The sequence below is a fragment of the Limosilactobacillus sp. genome (assembly GCF_040772465.1).
Taxonomy (GTDB): domain Bacteria; phylum Bacillota; class Bacilli; order Lactobacillales; family Lactobacillaceae; genus Limosilactobacillus.
In genome coordinates, this window is sequence record NZ_JAXGYB010000001.1 from 397,441 (window position 1) to 416,222 (window position 18,782).

At 46.4% G+C, this 18,782-nt stretch carries 17 protein-coding genes and 1 other annotated feature (1 of these 18 running past the window's edge); of the genes, 16 read left to right on the forward strand and 1 reads right to left on the reverse strand.

Annotated elements, in window-relative coordinates:
- Positions 1-78: a binding site (T-box leader), on the reverse strand; it reaches 161 nt to the left of the window's first position.
- Between the two features lie 215 nt (positions 79-293).
- The 5 genes from AB3114_RS01670 (at position 294) to rpsN (ending at position 6,069) form a co-directional block, all read left to right on the forward strand.
- Positions 294-1,490, forward strand: a complete 1,197-nt coding sequence (locus AB3114_RS01670; RefSeq protein ID WP_367341593.1) for a PLP-dependent aminotransferase family protein — start codon at positions 294-296, stop codon at positions 1,488-1,490.
- A 226-nt stretch (positions 1,491-1,716) separates the two neighbouring features.
- On the forward strand, positions 1,717-2,304 hold the full coding sequence (locus AB3114_RS01675; RefSeq protein ID WP_367341523.1) for a TetR/AcrR family transcriptional regulator: 588 nt from the start codon (positions 1,717-1,719) through the stop codon (positions 2,302-2,304).
- A 58-nt stretch (positions 2,305-2,362) separates the two neighbouring features.
- Complete coding sequence (locus AB3114_RS01680) at positions 2,363-4,834, forward strand: YhgE/Pip family protein (RefSeq protein ID WP_367341524.1); 2,472 nt, start codon at positions 2,363-2,365, stop codon at positions 4,832-4,834.
- A gap of 224 nt (positions 4,835-5,058) precedes the next feature.
- Positions 5,059-5,601, forward strand: coding sequence for an NAD(P)H-binding protein (locus AB3114_RS01685; RefSeq protein ID WP_367341525.1), 543 nt, complete (start codon positions 5,059-5,061; stop codon positions 5,599-5,601).
- A gap of 198 nt (positions 5,602-5,799) precedes the next feature.
- Positions 5,800-6,069 (forward strand): 30S ribosomal protein S14, encoded by a 270-nt coding sequence (rpsN, locus tag AB3114_RS01690; protein WP_367341526.1) that lies wholly within the window; start codon positions 5,800-5,802, stop codon positions 6,067-6,069.
- Between the two features lie 74 nt (positions 6,070-6,143).
- On the opposite strand, the gene tyrS is transcribed toward rpsN, so the two are convergent.
- A complete protein-coding gene (tyrS, locus tag AB3114_RS01695; protein ID WP_367341527.1) occupies positions 6,144-7,400 on the reverse strand; it encodes a tyrosine--tRNA ligase in 1,257 nt (418 codons plus the stop codon).
- A gap of 559 nt (positions 7,401-7,959) precedes the next feature.
- On the opposite strand from tyrS, the gene AB3114_RS01700 reads away from it, so the two are divergent.
- From AB3114_RS01700 to AB3114_RS01750, 11 genes are all read left to right on the forward strand, one after another.
- A complete protein-coding gene (locus AB3114_RS01700; protein WP_367341528.1) occupies positions 7,960-9,315 on the forward strand; it encodes an amino acid permease in 1,356 nt (451 codons plus the stop codon).
- 349 nt (positions 9,316-9,664) lie between these two features.
- Positions 9,665-10,870, forward strand: a complete 1,206-nt coding sequence (locus AB3114_RS01705; protein WP_367341529.1) for a NupC/NupG family nucleoside CNT transporter — start codon at positions 9,665-9,667, stop codon at positions 10,868-10,870.
- Between the two features lie 92 nt (positions 10,871-10,962).
- A complete protein-coding gene (gene rihC / locus AB3114_RS01710; protein ID WP_367341530.1) occupies positions 10,963-11,880 on the forward strand; it encodes a ribonucleoside hydrolase RihC in 918 nt (305 codons plus the stop codon).
- Between the two features lie 445 nt (positions 11,881-12,325).
- A complete protein-coding gene (locus tag AB3114_RS01715; RefSeq protein WP_367341531.1) occupies positions 12,326-13,108 on the forward strand; it encodes a response regulator transcription factor in 783 nt (260 codons plus the stop codon).
- A 175-nt stretch (positions 13,109-13,283) separates the two neighbouring features.
- On the forward strand, positions 13,284-14,009 hold the full coding sequence (gene rsmG / locus AB3114_RS01720) for a 16S rRNA (guanine(527)-N(7))-methyltransferase RsmG (protein ID WP_367341532.1): 726 nt from the start codon (positions 13,284-13,286) through the stop codon (positions 14,007-14,009).
- Positions 14,010-14,029: 20 nt separating this feature from the next.
- Entirely contained in the window at positions 14,030-14,989 is a 960-nt protein-coding gene (locus AB3114_RS01725; protein WP_367341533.1) for a nucleoid occlusion protein, read from the forward strand.
- Between the two features lie 4 nt (positions 14,990-14,993).
- Positions 14,994-15,764 carry a ParA family protein gene (locus AB3114_RS01730; RefSeq protein ID WP_367341534.1) on the forward strand — a complete coding sequence of 257 codons (771 nt, stop codon included), beginning with the start codon at positions 14,994-14,996 and terminating at the stop codon, positions 15,762-15,764.
- Positions 15,751-16,638, forward strand: a complete 888-nt coding sequence (locus AB3114_RS01735; RefSeq protein ID WP_367341535.1) for a ParB/RepB/Spo0J family partition protein — start codon at positions 15,751-15,753, stop codon at positions 16,636-16,638. The genes AB3114_RS01730 and AB3114_RS01735 overlap by 14 nt, the downstream gene beginning before the upstream one ends.
- 12 nt (positions 16,639-16,650) lie before the next feature.
- The gene (locus AB3114_RS01740; RefSeq protein ID WP_367341536.1) at positions 16,651-16,851 is read left to right on the forward strand and encodes a DUF951 domain-containing protein; all 201 of its coding nucleotides are present in this window, start codon (positions 16,651-16,653) and stop codon (positions 16,849-16,851) included.
- A gap of 6 nt (positions 16,852-16,857) precedes the next feature.
- Entirely contained in the window at positions 16,858-17,955 is a 1,098-nt protein-coding gene (gene ychF, locus AB3114_RS01745; RefSeq protein ID WP_367341537.1) for a redox-regulated ATPase YchF, read from the forward strand.
- A gap of 31 nt (positions 17,956-17,986) precedes the next feature.
- Positions 17,987-18,781 carry a DUF1129 family protein gene (locus AB3114_RS01750; RefSeq protein ID WP_367341538.1) on the forward strand — a complete coding sequence of 265 codons (795 nt, stop codon included), beginning with the start codon at positions 17,987-17,989 and terminating at the stop codon, positions 18,779-18,781.
- Position 18,782: the final 1 nt, after the last annotated feature.

Sequence of the window (18,782 nt, forward strand, 5' to 3'; positions counted from 1 at the left end):
GGATACTTGCCTCTTCTCACCAGCCAGGGGCTCTCTGAAAGCAACACACCCGTTACTCTTCTTTTTCAACGTATTTTTATAATGTTTTTCTAATTGCAATATAATTTACGCCGGGCAATTGAAAAAGTCAACCACAATTTTTGGGATGATTTTTTCTTTATCACGGCCTTATAAGGAAACAATGTTAATTTAACAAGGCAAAATAAAATTAAAACTTCACAATCTTAAATTAATGTTGTATGCTAGCACCATCGATAAACATTAAATTTTACTAAGAAAACCACGAAGGAGTGATCATGATGGTTCAATTTTCAAAACGAGTTCCAGCAGATGGCACGGATGCGGTGGGCGCTATCCTGAAAGCGGCAGCTGATCCGAAGATCATTTCCTTTGCTGGTGGCCTGCCGGCGCCGGAACTCTTCCCGGTTAAGGAAATGAAAGCAGCTGTTGATGCCGCTTTTGACGAACACGGCCGTGAATTAATGCAATACGGTGCTGCTAAGGGTGTCACTGCCCTCCGGGAACTGATCTTGAAGCACGTTAAGGAAAAGGAAAACGTGACTGGTGAACTGGATAATGTCCTGGTAACGACTGGTTCCGAACAAGTCCTGGACTTAGTTGGGAAAGCTTTAATCGATCCAGGTGACGTCGTTTTAGTTGAACAGCCAACCTACTTGTGTGCACTTGATGTCTTCAAGTCTTATGGTGGTCGCTTCGTTTCAGTGGCGATGGACGAAGACGGTATGCGGATGGATGCATTGGAAGATGCCCTCAAGGCTAACCCGACAGCCAAATTGCTCTACACTGTGCCAAACTTCCAGAATCCAACGGGCCGGACAATGCCGGTAGAACGGCGGAAGAAGTTAGCTGAACTGGCATCTAAGTATGACATCACTGTCTTGGAAGACAACCCTTATGGTGAAATTCGTTTTGCCGGCAAGCATGTGCCTGCTGTTAAGTCATTCGACAAGGATGGCCATGTCTTTTACATGAGTACTTTCTCTAAGACACTGGCACCCGGCTTCCGTTTAGGCTGGGTCGTTGCGCCAAAAGAAGTAGTCGACAAGTTGACCGTGTTAAAGCAATCTGCCGACCTTCATTCTGACAACCTGGCTCAATACGGGGTCGTCGAATTCTTCAAACACAACGACGTTGATGCCCACGTTAAGGAAATCAGCGACCTCTATGGTAAGCGCAAGCAATTGATGATCGAGGGGATGAAGAAGTACTTCCCATCATCAGTTAAATACACGAACCCAGAAGGTGGGATGTTCCTTTGGGTTGAAGTGCCAGGTGTCGATGATACCGTGGCTGTCTTTAAGGAATGCTTGAAGAACAACGTTGCCTTTGTTCCTGGCGACCCATTCTTTGCTGGCAAACCACAGCCTGGTGCCTTCCGTCTGAACTACTCAAACATGAAGGAAGACAAGATCGAAGAGGGATTGAAGCGTCTGGGTGACACCCTGAAGAAGGTTGTTGGAGAGAAATAAAGCGTGATATTTCCTGGGAAATATATAAACTAATTGATACATACTTACTAAATAATGAGCGGCGTTAGGTGAAATCTTTTGATTCCACTTAGCGCCGCTTTTTTATTGAGACATTAATTTAGTTATGTCTCAAACGAAGAGAATATTCTACAATTTGTAGATTGAAACTAAAGGTACAAAATTATAAACTACAATTGTAAGCTACGATTATAAAGGAAGTGAGACGGTGACAATTTCACGAACGCTTAATCGCGAAAAGGTGGTCAAGGCTGCTACTGAGATTGCGCATAATCAAGGCCTTCCGGCACTGACAATGTCTTCTTTGGCCCGAAAGCTAAATATTCGCACCCAGTCGCTTTACCACTACGTTAGCAATTGGGAGGAGCTAATCGCGTTAGTGGGGGCCTACGTTTTAAAAACGATGCGCCACCACATTGTTGAGAAGGTAGTGGGTTTGTCAGGAAAACAGGCCCTAGTTGTGGCGAGCGAATGTGTTCGCCTGGATATTAAGCAAGAAACATTTATGAGCAATGTTTTTTATATTATCCAAAAAGCGCCAAAAGAGCATGAAGTTCATGATGAACTCGATAAGTTTATGTTGGTGATCCAACGCATCATCGATGCTGACCCGCAGTTAAAGGATACGCTGGATGCGGAAATGTTTGTCGGTAGCGTATTTGGCTTACTGATTGTCGAATCGCTGCCAGAAAGCAACTTTATTGAAAGGAGGAGTGAGGAGGAACGCCGGTCACTATTTCATAAGATGGTCCTGCGTTTTATCTCGCCGAGTCCAGAAGAGCTCAATGCTAAATAGAATCTGGAATTAGGTTTTGCTATTATTCAAAAATTCAAAACGAGAGGAATTATTTATTATGTGGAACATGATTAAGGCGGAATTTAAAAATATCCGGCATAATCGGCTCTTATTAATTTCCACGACGGTAATCTGCATCATCCCATTGCTGTACAGTATCTTCTTCCTGAAGTCTGTCTGGGACCCATACGGGAGTACTGAGAATTTGCCAGTCGCGGTAGTTAATAAGGATATTCCAGTCGAATATCGCGGCCAAAAGATGGATGTTGGTCATCAGATGACCAAGGAACTAAAAAAGAACAAGCAGTTAAAATGGGAAATTGTTTCAGCTAAGAAAGCACGGTACGGCCTGTCACATCGCCAGTACTACACGGTTGTTACTATTCCAAAGAACTTTTCTCAAAATGCTACAACGGTTTTGGATAAGCATCCGCAACAGATGAAGTTGAAATACGAAACCAACGGCTCACTTAACTACATTGGGGAAGTTATCAGCCAGCTGGGGATGACGAAACTGAAGGAAAGGATACGGGCCCAGGTGACGCGAGCCTACGCAACAGCTATGTTCCAAGCCCTCCATAAAGTTGGTAAGGGGATGAAGACGGCTGCTAGTGGTTCAAAGCAGTTGAGTGACGGCCTGATTACCCTTCAGAGTGGGGCTAATCAGTATGTCGCGGGGGTTTCACAAGTCAATGACGGTGTGCAGACGCTGCGGGTCAGCGTCACGCCTTTGGCCAGTGGGGCACAGCAATTAGCTACCGGGAGTCAGACATTGACGAATGGGATCGGTCAATACACTGGTGGTGTCGGTCAATTAGCTAGTGGACTAGCGACCCTGAATAACAATTCGGGACAGTTGCAGAGCGGTTCGCAGCAACTAGCCACTGGTGCTGGACAACTGAATAGCGCTGTGAATAGCTCATTAGGCAGCATCGATTTCCAAGGTATTCTCGCAACGATGAACCAAGCCGATAGTTTGAAACAAAACCTCGCACAGTTGCAGAGTGGATTGAGCCAAGCTCAGTCCGCTTTGGGTGGAGTATCAGACAGCGCTAAAAAGCTTCAACAAGCTTCGGGTTCTTTGAGTGGACTAGCTAGTGCAGGCTCTGCACTGCGTGGTGTGGCGCAAAATGACGCTTCCATTGCCCAGATTGCCGGTCAAGTGGCCCAGAAGGATGGCGTCAGCGATGACGTCAAATCACAGATGCAGCAGATTGCCAGCAAAGCACAGAGCAATGCATCGACAATCCAAAAACTTTCAGGGACCTTAGGCCAATTAAATTCCCTACAGAGCAGCTTGCAAGGAATGCAGAGCCAATTAAACCAGCTGTCATCAATGTCAAGCGTCTTAAATAGTGCCGGGACCACCATTCAACAAGCTAATGGCCTGCTCAACCAACTGGATGGCTATAAGTCAACATTATCGGCAATGCCCGCTTCAGTGAACCAACTGAAGAACGCTACTGGTCAAATTGCTGCGGGCTCCGCTTCACTGAATTCCGGTATCAACCAATATACCGCTGGCGTGGCGCAAGCTGGTGCCGGAGCTAACCAGTTGACAGCTAACTCTGGCCAGCTTAATAGTGGGGCTGGGCAGTTATCTGGTGCCCTGGGTCAACTCAATGCCCAGGTACCAGCCTTAGTTGCTGGCGTTGACCAGTTAGCTGATGGCACCCAACAGTTAGTTGACAATTCGCCAACACTCATCGGCGGGGTCATCCGACTTCAATCTGGTGCTGGTCGCTTAGCACGGGCACTCACCCGGGGCGCGATGACCGTTAACGGGATTAAGACCTCGCCACGGACTGCTAAGATGATCGCTGAACCTGCTAATACCAAACACAAGAACTACAGTTACGTGCCAAACTATGGTCATGCCTTGGCACCTTACGTTCTGTCAGTTGCCCTGTACGTTGGTATCCTGGTCTTTAACTTCGTTTACCCGATTCGCCGGGTTGCCGATCGCAATGGTTCGGGGACGGCTTGGTGGATGAGTAAGGTCGTCGTCGGTGGTTTAGCCGCCATTGCCATGGCTGTTGTCGAATGTACGATTATGATGCTCTGTGGCTTAACGATTGACCACGTTCCATCGTTCTATTTGACGACCGCTCTCTTTGGGCTAGCTTCAATGGCTATCGTGATGTTCTTATCGATGACCTTTGATAACCCGGGTCGTTTCATCGCCATGGTCTTGCTGATGCTGCAACTTGGTGGTTCTGGCGGTACCTTCCCGATGCAAGTAACGATGAAGTTCTATAACATCATTCACTGGTACCTGCCGATGACCTACTCCATTCTTGGTTTACGTCAAGGGATCAGTAGTGGTTTGGGTACTCACTATGCAATGTTCTGCAACCTAGTTCTGCTGGGCATTGCGGTCGTCTTTAACCTGCTGCTTCTTTGGAGTATGAAGGGGATTGCCTCCCACAGTTTCCATGCGCCAAGCGTGGCAAGCATGAAGATGAATGCCCATGGTCCAATGGGTCCTGGTGATGAGTACAATTCTGATGATCATCAGAATAAGAATTAGGAAATTTCCTGGGAAATATTCAGGTGTCTGGCTAAGGCTGGACACCTGATTTTTTGTAGTAAATATATAACTTACTACAAGAAACAAGCTTCAAATGCGATAAACCAAATTTAGCCTACTATGCCTAAAGCATATTGCTATTGAAAAATAATAGGCATTTCACATATATACCCACTTAGTTTATATTATTGATATCAATCAGTACATGAAAGGGATGAATGACAATGAGAATCTTAATTTTAGCCGCAACTGGCCGTGTTTCCAGCTACTTAATTCCAGACCTGTTGAACAGCACTGATGCAGACTTAGTTCTGTTCGGCCACAACGTCGACAAGCGTTTGCAGAAGTACCAGGGAAATAATCGAGTCACTTTAGTGAATGGCGATTTAGGAAATATTGACGAGATTAAAGCTGCTGCTCAAGGCGTTGACTTTGCTGTTTTGAACTTAATGACGGGCAATCCAGTAACTTCTAATGCTGTTGAAGCTTTGGAAGACTCATCTTGTGATCGCTTGGTTGTTACTGGTGGCCACTGTGAACCAAACGATGCCATTGGTGAACGGAGTGTTAATAACAGTAAGCTCAACACGACTTACATCCATGCTCCTTGGTACACCGATGGTGACGAGGTTAACTACCGGGTGACCCATGAAGACAATGATGGTTCACACCACGTTAGTCGGGCCAGCGTTGCTGACTTCATCACTAAGTTAACCCAAGATCCAAGTAAGTACTCTAACGATGACCTGACTTTATACATGGACTAGGGGAGCCATCCTAGAAGGTTGAAAACATTAACTAAAATCAGGAATGGGATAGAATTCGACGGTTAGTTGACACCCATTCCTTTTTTAGGCCTTTTTAGTTTACAATTGTAAATATACTTGGTACAATCACGAAGAATTGACTTGCAGATGGTAATTATTGGAGATTGTCGCATTTGAACTACTAAAGAGGTATTATGAATGGCCAAGAAATCCAAGATTGCTAAACTTGCACATCAACGTGCTCTGGTGGCACGTTACGCAGATAAACGTCGGCAGTTGAAAAAAGCGGGTGATTACGTCGCTTTAAGTAAATTGCCACGTAATTCCAGCCCAGTGAGGTTGCATAACCGCGACCAATATGATGGCCGGCCCCATGCTTACATGCGGAAATTTGGTATGTCGCGTCTGACTTTCCGTCGACTGGCTCATAAAGGTCAGTTGCCAGGTGTACGCAAGGCTAGCTGGTAGAAAAAAGGCTCTAACGTTCGGAATTTCCGAATGCTAGAGCCTTTATTAGTATATGTTATCAGCTTTGCTCAGTCTTACTTTGTGACCCGTGCCAGGAAGTAGTGCTTCTTACCTTTCCGGACAACGACGAACTTGCCATCGAAGTGGCTGGCTGGGTCGATTTCTGCATCGACATCGGTGACTTTTTCACCGTTGATGCGAATGGCACCGTTGGTAATGTCTTGACGGGCTTGACGACGGGAAGGTTCAAACTTCGTGTCATCGACCAGCCAGAGGACGATGTTCTTCTTTTCGCCACTGACTTCGGCAGATGGCATGTTCTTCATTCCCTGTTCGATTTCGTCGGCAGTCAGGTCGGCAATGTCGCCAGAGAAAAGGCTCTTGGTGATGCGTTGAGCTTCTTTCAAGCCTTCTTCACCGTGAACGAATTTGGTTACTTCTTCAGCTAAGCGGCGTTGGGCTTCACGCTTCCAAGGTTCTTTCTTGACCTTTTCTGCCAGGTCATCGATTTCTTCGTGGCTGAGGAAGGTGAAGTACTTCAGGTACTTGATGACGTCGCGGTCATCCTGGTTAATCCAGAATTGGTAGAATTCGTAAGGGGATGTCTTCTTAGGGTCAAGCCAAACGGCACCACCGGCAGTTTTACCGAACTTGGTACCGTCGGCTTTTAACATCAACGGAATGGTGAGACCGTAGGCTTGGGCTTTTGCGCCTTCGACCTTGTGGATTAAGTCGATCCCGTCAGTGATGTTGCCCCACTGGTCAGCACCACCGATTTGCAGCTGGACGTTTTCGTGCTGGTAGAGGTGCAGGAAGTCGATTGATTGCAGGATTTGGTAAGTAAATTCGGTAAATGAAATCCCCACTTCGAGCCGGCTAGCGACGATTTCCTTGTGGATCATCGTGTTGACGTTAAAGAGCTTCCCGTAATCACGCAGGAAGTCTAGCAGGCTTAACTTACCCAACCAGTCACGGTTGTTGACAATGGTGAAGTTGTCAGTGCCGAATAACTTAGTCATCTGGTCAGTCAGGCACTTTTCGTTGTGCTTGACCTGGTCCATCGTTTGCAGGACACGTTCGGATTTCTTGCCGGAAGGGTCACCGATCGCGCCGGTACCACCACCGATGACGATAACCGGATGGTGACCAGCTAACTGGAACCTCTTCAGCAGCATGAATGGGATCAGGTGTCCGATGTGGAGACTATCACCAGTGGGGTCAACCCCGCAGTAGAGACCAATCTTCTTGTCATGAATTAGCTTTTCTAAGCCTTCCTGATCAGTTGCTTGATTAATTGCGCCACGCCACTTTAAATCTTCGATAATGTCCATTCCTATATCCTCCTAACAGTTCAAATAACGAAAAAGTCCCGGGGCTGATCACTCAGCCCTGGGACGAAATTTCGCGGTACCACCCAGCTTCGTATGCTTCCGCATACCTCTTACGAGATGCAGCTTATAAACGAGGGTGTAATTTAGCACGGTGCTTCGTATTGGTTTCCAGCCTGCCAACTCTCTGTGAACGGGGAACACGTGCCTACTAGGGACCTCAGCCACATCAATTATTAATCTGGCACCATTTTGTCACCCTCCTGGTCCTTTGTCAACAGGCTAGGGTGATTATTGCTAAAGACGAACTTTCTGAATAAAAAACTAATTAAAGTTTGACAATAAGACAAAAGTGGGTATAATTGAAATCAATCTCAAGGGATTCATCAGCGAGACTGATTAAGGTGAGAGGCAGTCGGATCCTGCATGGCATTCGTGAAATGGGTGGTTCCATTATCAACCGGCGAGGTAGTCTATGACTACGAAGATGGGTGGAACCGCGTTAGATAACGTCCCTGGTAAATTACCAGGGGCGTTTTTATTTTGATAAGGAGGCCTCAATATGGCAGATCAACAGCAAAAGTTATCACGTTCGTTAAAGAGCCGGCACATCACGATGATCGCCATTGGTGGTGCGATCGGGACCGGGCTCTTTCTTGGATCCGGTAGTGCGATTCACAAAGCCGGACCATCTATTATTCTTTCGTATTTAATTGTGGGAATTTTTTGTTTCTTTATGATGCGTGCGCTTGGTGAACTGATTATGTCAGATACCAGCAAGCATTCGTTTATCGACTTTGTCAAACAATACCTGGGTGACCGGATGGAATTCATCACGGGGTGGACTTACTGGTCATGCTGGCTGAGTCTAGCAATGGCCGATCTAACGGCTACCGGGATTTATTTGCGTTACTGGTTTCCGCACCTGCCCCAATGGGTTGGGCCGCTGATCATCATTATCCTGCTGATGCTGGTGAACATGATCAACGTTGGACTCTTTGGTGAATTCGAAAGTGCCTTTTCGATGATTAAGGTCTTAGCTATCATTGCCTTGATCGTGATCGGTTTGATTATGGTATTGCTCCACATGCACGTCGAGGGTGGGAGCCATGCCACTTTCGCTAACCTAGTTAACCATGGTGGTTTCTTCCCGACTGGCCCGATGGGATTCTTGATGTCCTTCCAGATGGTGGTCTTCGCCTTTGTTGGAATCGAAATGGTTGGGTTAACCGCCGGGGAAACCAAGAACCCACAACACGACATTCCTAAAGCCATCAACGCTTTGCCGATTCGAATTGGATTATTCTACATCGGTTCGATGATCGCAATCATGTCGGTTTATCCGTGGAACCACATCGTCACTTCCTCAAGTCCTTTCGTCCAAGTCTTCAAGGCTATCGGCATTGCCGGAGCTGCTGGGATTTTGAACTTCGTTGTCTTGACGGCTGCCTTATCCGCCACAAACAGTTCAATCTTCAGTACTAGTCGTTCCCTGTATTCCTTGGCAACTGGGGGCAATGCTCCGAAGCGTTTCACTAAGTTGAGCAACAAGGCCGTTCCTAACGGTGCCCTGCAGTTCTCTTCAGCCATCCTCTTCGTCATCGTCATCTTGAACTACGTGATGCCAGCAGGAATCTTCAACATTGTCTCGGGGGTTTCAACGATTAACTTCATCTTTGTTTGGCTAATCATTCTTTGGTGTCACATCCAGTACCGCCGCCAACACCCTCAAGGCCTGTCGAGCTTTAAGATGCCTGGTTATCCGGTGACAAGTTGGTTGACGCTAATCTTCTTCTGTGCCGTCCTGGTCATCTTATTCTTTGATGCCTCGACGCGGACGTCCTTGATGATCTCAATTGTTTGGTTTATCGCTCTGTTTATCGGCTACCAGTTATTGCAACGCTCACGAAACAAGTAAATAATCTGCAGCCCAGTTAGGTGATTGACCTGGCTGGGCTTATTTATATGAATTGGTCTAGTTGTCCATAGACGGACGCTGATGGGAAATAATCAGTATGATTTATAACTTAATTATTATTCTCGGCCGTGATGGTGATGATGTTGGGATTTAAGGCTAGCCAAAAAATTACATGAAAACTTCCATATTAATTTTTTCTAAAGCCAATTCTTGTAAAAGGGTTTACAAAGCGATAACGACGCAGTATATTTAAATTGTAAATTGTTAAGTTCACAGAGGTAATGATGCAATTATTCACCAATTTATCTTGCCAAAGGAACAGCATATTTTATAGAAAGGTGTTAAGATCATGTATCTTTTAATCAATATAATTGGTCTGATTGTCTTTCTGGCAATCGGGGTCCTATTTTCAAAGGACCGCAAGCATATTCATTGGAAAGCGGTTGGGATTATGATTGTCCTCAACCTCTTGCTTGCATGGTTCTTGACTTCATCACCAGCTGGACGTGCTGGGGTTAAGGCCGCTGCTGATGGTTTTACCTGGATCGTTGCCGTTTCTGCTAAGGGGACTGTGTTTGCCCTGGGCAAATGGTATGACCCAAAGAACCTGAACTTTATTTGTTCCGCTCTGATGCCAATCCTGATGATCGTTCCGCTGTTCGACATCTTGACTTACATTGGCTTCCTGCCATGGATTATCAAGTGGATCGGACGTGGACTTTCATTCATCACTGGTCAGCCAAAGTTCGAATCATTCTTTGCTGTTGAAATGATGTTCTTAGGCAACACTGAAGTTCTGGCCGTTTCTGGGATGCAACTTCGTAAGATGACTAAGGAACGTGACTTGACTCTGGCTATGATGTCGATGTCTTGTGTTACCGCTTCTATTCTGGGGTCATATATCCAGATGATGCCTGCACGATTCATTCTGACGGCTGTTCCGATTAACATCGTTAACTCTTTGATCGCAACTAGTTTGCTGAACCCTGTAACGGTTACGCCTGAAGAAGACACGATCGAAAAGGTTGGTAACCAGGGCGACAGTGGCAAGAAGGAACCATTCTTCAGCTTCTTGGGCGACTCCATTTTGGGTGCCGGCCGGCTGATCTTGATCATCATTGCAAACGTTGTTGCCTTCGTTGCATTGGCTGCTTTGATCGACAAGATTCTGGGACTCTTCTGGAAGCCATTATCTCTGGAAAGCATCCTGGGTGTCGTCATGTTCCCATTCTCCTGGCTGCTGGGTCTGCCTGTTCACCAGGCATGGTTCCTGTCACAACAAATGGGGATGAAGCTGGTTACTAACGAATTCGTTGTCATGGGTGCTGTCTCAGGCAAGATTGCTTCAATGAGCCCACACCTGGTTGCTGTTTTGACTACTTTTGTTACCTCATTCGCCAACTTCGGTACTCTTGGGATGATTATCGGTGCTTTCAAGGGCCTGGTTGGTAAGGAACACAACGACTACATTTCTAAGAACGTCGGCTACCTGCTGCTGTCAGGGATCCTGGTATCTCTGCTGTCAGCTGCCTTCGTCGGGATCTTTGTTTGGTAAATATACAATAAGGGGGCTGATAGGCATCTGCCCAGTCAGCCCTTTTTCTTAACAAACTTTTTAAAGCGATTACATTCATAGGAGGAATTGCAATGGCAACAAAAATTATCATGGATACTGATCCAGGCATTGATGACGCAGCTGCTTTGACGATGGCCATCAATGACCCAAACATCGATTTGAAATTGGTAACGACGGTGGCTGGGAACGTCACGGTCGACAAAACGACGATTAACGCCTTAAAGATTGTTCACTTCTTCGGCAAGGGCGATCAGATTCCGGTTGCGGCTGGTGCAGAGCAACCATTGATCAAGCCGTTTGAAGATGCTGCTCGGATTCATGGCGAATCGGGGATGCCTGGTTATGACTTCGGTGATGATTATGGCAAGCCGATTGATAAGCCTGCTGTTGAAGCATTGCATGATGCCATCATGGCGGAAGACCAGATTACATTAGTACCTACTGGTTCTTACACTAATATTGCCTTACTCTTCAGTGAGTACCCAGAAGTAAAATCACACATTAAACAGATCGTAGCGATGGGTGGTTCACTGTCTGGTGGCAACATGACCAGTACATCTGAATTCAATGTCTTCACGGACCCGGATGCTGCTAAGATTATGTACAATTCTGGTATTCCGATCGTTACCGTCGGCTTGGACATTACGCTTAAGGCTCTGCTGACTGCCGACACGATTGAAAAACTGGGGCAGATGAACGAAGCAGGTAAGATGCTGCATGGCCTCATCACCCACTACAATGACGGCAGTAACACTGGCCGTCCAATGCACGACGTTAATACGATCTTCTATCTCTTACATCCAGAAGCTATTAAGACTAAGGATATGTGGGTAGATGTTCAAACTGATGGTCCGGCCATTGGTGCTTTGGTTGGTGACATCCGTGGTGCCTACCATGATGGCAAGACCAACGCAAAGGTTTGTGTTGATATTGATGCCGATTACTTCAACAAGTGGTTCTTGGATGAAGTCAGCAAGATCAAGATGTAGAGATTAAAATTTTTCTATCAAGAGACTGGCATGTAGTGTGCCAGTCTCTTTTGGCCTTATAGCGAACAATTCTAATTCATAATCGCTGAATTCTTCGTCCTTCAAATTTGGTTAGAACTAAAATTGAGAATTTTGTCAAATTTTTTCGCAAAATATTGGGCCAAAGACAATTGAGTATGTGTTATCATTATTGAGTACAGGGATAACTACTGAAGTACTTCTTACCAAAAACTGGGGAGAAAAGTTAGTGGCCGTAAGGCTATGGGACTTTGCTAATTAGTAAAAAGTACTACTACATATTTGAATTAACTACTGTTAACTACTGTTTAAGTAGTGGTAAAACTACTTATAACAGTATATAATAGGCGTTGATAGGTAGCTGTTTTCTGTAATAACAGTTTGGTGCGTAGTAGCTACAGCTACTATTTAAAGAGGGATGTTTATAATGGTAGACTACGAAAAAATAGACCGGTTCGTACTTAATTGTGGTGTGATTGCCGATCCCGAACAATTAGCTCGGTTTGTTTTGAACAATTTGATTCGTCTGTTGAACTTTGATACTGGCATGGTGATGTTTTTGCACCCGGATGGCAATATCAAATGGATTGACGAATGGGGCGAAGGCGCTCGTGTTGGTAACAAGCTGAGTGACCACTACGTGTGGGAAGGACTAGGCGATCCTAAATCTATCCAGGAAGCTGGCAATATCGTCTACAAGAAGCTTTCTGCTCGTCAGCGAATGATGATGAGTCCTGATGATATGCGGAAGATGCACTTGGACGGGCTAGCTAAGGCCACTGAATTGCGGGGGATTAAGTGGTCGATGGGTTTCGGTCTATGGGATGATTCCGGAACGCTGATGGCGATTTACGCGATCAGTCGTATCCATGGCCAAAAGTACACGGATGATGAAATGGAAACTGCTGACTTGGTGTTTAAACACATCAATAACCTCTTCCGCAATTTCTACGTCAATGTGACTGGCGATACTAGCGAGAGCGAGTCGGTTAAAACTGAAAAGGAAATTTTAACGCCGCGTGAATGGGAAGTTGCAGGATTGTTATTGCGTGGTCTAACTAATGAAGGCATTGCACGTGAGTTGGACATTAGTAAATATACTGTCAACAAACACGTCGAAAACATGCATACAAAACTCAAAGTTAATAACCACAGTGCGTTGATTTCGCGGCTTTACAAACTGTCCCAAGCACGGAACAATAAAGCATAGCTGATAGCACTGGTAAAATCAGGCCCCTGATGTTTTAACACAAACACTAGGGGCTTTTCTTGTGGGATTATTAGCCCACAAAGAGGGCTTACTAAGTTGAATTCAAGCCCTATTTAAGGTAAAGTATAACTGACGTGAAACAATAGAAATGTTTCACATAGAGAGGCGGTTAGACATGAATCCGGAACAATTTCGGGACATCTTAGCTCAACATGGGATTGACCTCAGTGAGCGCCAATTACAGCAATTTGCAGATTATTACCAGGCACTGGTTACTACTAATAAGCACGTCAATTTGACGGCCATTACCGAAAAACCAGCTGTATATCTCAAACACTTTTATGACTCGCTGACTGGAGCTTTGGCTTACCCGCAGCTGCAAAGTCAAGCTTTAACAATTTGTGATATCGGGGCTGGTGCGGGCTTTCCTTCGCTGCCTCTAAAAATTGCCTTTCCTCAATTAAAGGTAACAATTGTGGATTCATTGCAAAAGCGGATCAACTTTTTGGATGACTTAGTTAGTCAATTGGGCCTAACTGATGTCTATCTGGTCCACGACCGTGCCGAAACTTTTGCTGATAAGAAGAGCAAAAACCGTGAAGCTTTTGATCTTGTGACGGCCCGGGCGGTAGCAAGGATGAGCGTCTTGAGTGAGTTATGTTTGCCTGCCACTAAGGTTGGCGGTGTTTTCCTGGCTTATAAAGGGTCAGCTGGAGAAGATGAACTCCAAACGGCTGAACCTGCCATCCACAAACTCGGTGGGCAGGTAAACCAGGTGGCAAAATTAAAGCTGCCAGTTGACGATGAACCACGACAAATCATCGTGGTTGATAAAGTCGTCAAGACACCGCTAAAGTATCCGCGGCGTCCGGGGCTTCCGGCCAAAAAACCGTTATCGTAGAGAAAAAGGGAGGACGTTTGATGGCATTTTCTTTATTTGGCTTTAACAGGCACCATGAGGAAAAGAATGTAAAAAATCAAGTTGTATCAGTACCGCTTGATCAGATCGAACCCAACCGCTACCAACCACGCAAGGTGTTCAATCCAGAAGAAATTCAGGAATTAGCCCAGACAATCGATGAACACGGCCTGTTACAGCCGATTGTGTTGCGTGAGTACGAACCGAGCAAGTATGAGATTATCGCCGGTGAACGGCGCTTTCGGGCAATGAAGCTTTTGAAGTGGGAAACGGCACCAGCTATTGTTGAAAAGATGAGCGACAAAGAGAGTGCCTCCCTTGCCTTGGTCGAAAATTTGCAGCGTGCTGATCTCAGCCCGGTAGAAGAAGCCCAGGCTTACCGGCGTTTGATGAAAATGAACGGTTTGACCCAAAAAGATTTGGCTAAGGGGATGGGCAAGAGCCAGTCCACTATCGCTAATAAGTTGCGGCTGCTCAAACTGATTCCGCCAGTTCAAAATGCTATTTTGGATCATCGGATCAGTGAACGTCACGGGCGAGCTTTACTGGGCCTTGATGAAAAGCAACAACGTGACCTGCTGATGGACATTGTCAATGATCATTGGACGGTGCGGCAAACTGAAGATTACGTTGACGTTTTACTAGGCAAGACAACTGTCCCGTCTCCTGACGGAACAGTAAATGGTGCAGGAGAAGATCAGCCAACCGCTCAGTCTGATCAAGAACAGAGCAAATCAAAACCTGCTAAGAAAACGGGTGGAAGCCAAAATAAAAAGAAACCTCGCAAGCGGCGTCGTCGTTTAAAGAAAACTAACCGTACAACCGACCCGCAGATTGCTTTAAATACCATTCGCCAGTCTATTCGGATGGTCAACCAGAGTGGCGTTAAGATTCAAGCAACTGAACAAAACGACAGCGATGCCTACAAGTTCATTATCACGATTCCAAAAAAGGAGGAGTAGGTAGATGGCAAATATAATTGCGCTGGCTAACCAAAAGGGCGGCGTCGGCAAGACAACGACGAGCATCAACCTTGGGGCCTGTTTGGCAGACCTGCACCAGCGGGTTCTGTTAATCGACTTGGATCCCCAAGGCAACGCCACTAGTGGTTTGGGCATCGATAAACGCAAGATTGACCAAAACGTTTATGACGTTTTAATCAATGATGTTCCACTAAAGGACGTCATCATGAAGAGCAGTCATCCGGGCTTGGATGTTGCCCCGACGACGATCGCCTTATCAGGCGCTGAAGTGGAACTGACCTCTTTAATGGCACGTGAAACACGCCTGAAAGATGCCTTTGGCGACGTTGGTGATAAGTATGATTTCATCTTAATCGACTGCCCACCTTCGTTGGGACTTCTGACAATCAACGCCTTTACAGCGGCTGATTCGATCCTTATTCCGGTACAGAGTGAGTACTACGCACTGGAAGGACTTAGCCAGCTGATGAACACCATTCAGTTAGTGCGGAAGCACTTCAACAAGCAACTGAAGATTGAGGGCGTTTTGCTTACCATGTATGATCGGCGGACTAAGCTGGGTCAGCAGGTCAACGCCGAAGTGCAAAAATACTTTGGCTCGCAGGTTTACAAGACCATTATTCCGCGAAACGTGCGCCTTTCAGAGGCTCCTAGTCATGGCGAAGCAATTGTGGATTATGATCGCCGTTCTACGGGGGCTAAGGTGTACCGTCAACTAGCAAAGGAAGTGTTGGCTGATCATGGCAAAGAATGAAAAAACTGGCTTGGGACGCGGTATCGAAGCGCTCTTTGCGGAAAATGACGTTGAGGATAATAGCGACGAAACGGTTCAAGATATTGAACTGACAAAGATTCGCCCTAATCCTTACCAACCGCGGCGAGACTTTGATAAAAAGGCCCTAGACGAACTGGCTAGTTCCATCAAGAAATCAGGTGTTTTCCAGCCGGTTATCTTGCGCCAACCGAATCCGCAGTTAGAGCGCTATGAGCTGATTGCGGGTGAACGGCGTTTCCGGGCATCGAAGATTGCTGGGAAGACCACGATTCCCGCCATCATCCGGCAGATGACCGACGAACAGATGATGGAAGTTGCGGTTTTGGAAAACCTGCAACGGGAAGATCTAACGCCGTTAGAAGAAGCTCAAGCTTATGCAACTTTGATGGATAAGCTGAATTTAACGCAGGCCGAAGTAGCTAAACGTTTGGGCAAGAGCCGGCCATATATCGCTAACTACTTGCGTTTGCTTAGCCTGCCGGATGAGATCAAGAAGTTGGTCGATAACCGGCAGCTTTCGATGGGGCAGGCACGGACATTACTGGGCTTGAAGGACAAGTCGCAACTGGTGGCTGTTGCTCAGCAAGTCGTCAAAAACAACTTAACGGTGCGTCAACTGGAAGACGTGGTGAACCGCAAAAACGGTAGTGCCAAGGAAAAGCCAAAACGACGGGCACCTAAGAAATCAGTTTTCTTACGGGACGCTGAAAACCAGCTTCAGGATCGTTTTGGTGCTCGGGTGACCGTGTCCCCATCGCGAAAGCGTGGTCGTGGTAAAATTGAAATTCCTTATACTAGCAATTCTGACTTAACACGGGTCCTTGATTTGCTGGGAATTAAATATGATGATTAACGGGGGTGCCAAATGGCTGATTACAAACTCAACGATATCGTAATGATGAAGAAGCCACACCCGTGTGGCACGAATCGGTGGCAGATCATCCGGGTTGGTGCGGATATCAAAATTCAGTGCACCGGCTGTGGGCACATCGTGATGATGACCCGTCACAACTTTGACAAACGAATGAAGAAAGTCCTAAAACGGGCTGACAATGAGGAGGACTAATTAACAATGGCTTTAACTGCAGGTATTGTCGGTTTACCAAACGTCGGTAAATCCACGTTATTTAACGCAATCACGAAGGCGGGCGCCGAAATGGCCAATTACCCGTTCGCAACGATCGACCCTAACGTCGGGATGGTTGAAGTGCCAGACAAGCGCTTGGACCGGATTCAGGAACTGATTCCAGCCAAGAAGATTGTGCACACGACCTTTGAATTTACTGATATTGCCGGGATCGTTAAGGGCGCTAGCAAGGGTGAAGGCCTTGGTAACAAGTTCCTGGAAAACATTCGTCAGACTGATGCCATTATTCACGTGGTTCGGGCATTTGATGACGACGACATCACTAGTGTTACCGGCAAAGTGGACCCAGTTGATGATATCGACACGATCAACCTGGAGCTGATCATGGCTGACCTGGATGCCGTTAATAACCGTCTGGGCAAGGTTAAGCGGGCAGCTAAGGGTCGTTCTAAGGAAGCATTGGCTGAACTGGCAGTGCTGGAAAAGATTAAGCCAGTTCTTGAAGCAGGTAAGTCAGCTCGTTCTATCGACTTTACTGATGATGAAAAGCCAATTGTGAAGGGACTCTTCCTCTTGACTACTAAGCCGGTACTTTACGTTGCCAACATCGCTGAAGACGACATGGCCGACCCAGACAATGCCAAGTACATGGATAAGATTCGTGAGCATGTCAAGGGAGACGGTGAAGTGATTGGTGTTGCCGCCGCTGCTGAAGAGCAGATTGCCGAAATGGACGATGCGGACAAGGCCGACTTCCTTGAAATGGAAGGTGTCAAGGAACCAGGTTTGAACCGTTTGATTCGTGCTGCCTACAAGCTCTTAGGACTTGAAACCTTCTTTACTGCTGGTGGTCCTGAAACCCGTGCTTGGACCTTTAAGCGTGGTACCAAGGCTCCCCAAGCTGCTGGGATCATTCACTCTGACTTCGAGCGTGGCTTCATTGCTGCCCAGATCATGAAGTATGAGGATTTGGATAAGCTGGGCTCCGAACAGGCAGTTAAGGATGCTGGGAAATTGCACCTTGAAGGGAAAGACTATGTCATGCAAGATGGTGACATTGTTGAATTCCGCTTCAACGTCTAATTATTAAGGCATCAGAGAGGAGAATTCTGCCATGAGCGAGGATTTGCAGAAAAAGAATGCCGACGCCAAGCAACGCCAGGCACAAAAGATCAAGCAGGCTAATCAGGCCGCTGCCAACGAGCTGACACAGTACCACCTGACACGGAAAAACGAGGACTTTGTTTACCAGCTGCAAAAGCAGTTAAAGGAACAGGGCGCCAAGACTGACGCCATTCCGGGGATGATTCAAGAGACGGTTAAATCGCTGCAAGAAGGCCAAAAGAGTGGTAAGACGGCAAAAGGAATGTACGGGACACCAACTCATTATGCCCACGAACTGATTCATCCAAATGCAGAAAAGAAGCAGGAAAACCTGAAGACATCATCATTCCCGCAATTAGCACTGGATAACACCATCATGCTGTTTGCCATCTTTACGATCATGTACGGGATCATGGGTTCTCTGCCGAATAACAGTATCGGTAAGCTCAAGGTCAACGGGGCTGCCGGAATTACGGCAATCGTCATTATTTCCGTCGTCGGTGGTCTGTCATTTGGCTACATTACTAAGCTGATGGAGCCCGTTAAGGACGAAGCTACGGGACGTGTTAAGAGGCGCCCAGTTGGGATGCGCATTGGTCTGACTATCGCAGCGTTTATCGTTTGGCTTGCTGCTTACATGTTAGTCAACTTGCTGCCAAATATCATTAACCCAATCCTGAATAACTGGATCAACCTGGTTATCGGTGTGATTGCCATCATTGGTGACATTTATTACCGTCGTCGTTACCACATTGTCGGCAGTGCATTTAGCACCCGTCAACCGAATAACAGGCGTAAGAGATAAA